Source organism: Oceanicola sp. S124 (genome assembly GCF_000220565.1).
Taxonomy (GTDB): Bacteria; Pseudomonadota; Alphaproteobacteria; order Rhodobacterales; family Rhodobacteraceae; genus Pseudooceanicola.
The window spans coordinates 1-1146 of sequence record NZ_AFPM01000221.1 but is presented as its reverse complement, the minus strand read 5'-3'; the positions used below and the strand labels follow the sequence as shown (position 1 = coordinate 1146).

The 1146-nt window shown below is 63.4% G+C and carries 2 protein-coding genes; both read left to right on the top strand.

Annotation, left to right across the window (positions count from 1 at the left end; all coding sequences use genetic code 11):
* Positions 1-192: 192 nt before the first annotated feature.
* Entirely contained in the window at positions 193-549 is a 357-nt protein-coding gene (gene rpoZ, locus OS124_RS0115355; RefSeq protein ID WP_010140651.1) for a DNA-directed RNA polymerase subunit omega, read from the top strand.
* A 91-nt stretch (positions 550-640) separates the two neighbouring features.
* Positions 641-1146: HD domain-containing protein (locus OS124_RS24875; protein ID WP_138919560.1), on the top strand; the 506-nt coding region annotated here is incomplete at its 3' end.

Genomic DNA, 1146 nt, shown 5'->3' with positions numbered 1-1146 from the left:
GCTCCACAAGAGCGTCACGCAGATGTGCGGGGATTTGTCGCAGCAAGATATTCAGGCGCTGGCGCCCCTGGCCTAGGCTGGGTCCGGGCAAGCTGCTCGGGGAGAATCGACTTGTCAACAGGGGGCAGAGGGCATAGAAACACGCTCTCAACCTCATCTCAGTAAGCTTGATCCAAGCAGCAGGAGAGCACGATGGCCCGCGTTACCGTTGAAGATTGCGTCGACAAGGTTCCGAACCGGTTCGAACTGGTCATGCTGGCCGCCCATCGTGCGCGTGAAGTCAGCGCGGGCTCGCAGATCACCGTGGACCGCGACAACGACAAGAACCCCGTCGTCGCCCTGCGCGAGATCGCCGAAGAGACCCAGTCGGCCGACGAGCTGCGCGAGCGTCTGATCGAATCGCATCAGACCCAGATCGAGGTCGATGAACCCGAAGAGGACAGCATGGCGCTGCTCATGGGGGCCGAGGCGGCTGACAAGCCGGTCGAGGATGACATGAGCGAAGAGAAGCTGCTGCGCGCCCTCGTCGAGGCACAGCGTCAGGACTGAGGCCGATCCTATGACCCCCCGTGATGCCGATGCGACCGGCGAGTCGCGCAAGGAAGAGGGGGATGTGGGGCAGGCTGATCTGGCCGAGGAAATGGTGCCGGTCGACGAGCTTGTCGCGCTCGTCACCGCCTACAACCCCAAGTCCAACACCGCAATGCTGCGCCGCGCCTATGACTTCGGGCGCGATATGCACGAGGGCCAGTTCCGCCGCTCGGGCGAGCCCTATTTCACCCATCCCATCGCCGTGGCCATGATCCTGGCCGAGCAGCACCTGGACGATGCCACCATCGTCACGGCGCTGCTGCATGACACCGTCGAGGACACCCGCGCCACCTATGCCCAGGTGGTCGAGATCTTCGGCGCGGATGTCGCCGAGCTGGTCGATGGTGTGACCAAGCTGACCAACCTCCAGCTCTCCAGCACCGAGACCAAGCAGGCCGAGAACTTCCGCAAGCTCTTCATGGCCATGTCCCGCGACATGCGGGTGATCCTGGTGAAGCTGGCCGACCGCCTGCACAACATGCGGACGATCCGGTCGATGAAGCCCGAGAAGCAGGTGCAGAAGGCGCGCGAGACGATGGATATCTTCGCCCCGTT

What these genes read in the sequence shown, in the direction of transcription:
- rpoZ (WP_010140651.1), top strand. Translation starts at nt 193, where the DNA reads ATGGCCCGCGTTACCGTTGAAGATTGCGTCGACAAGGTTCCGAACCGG.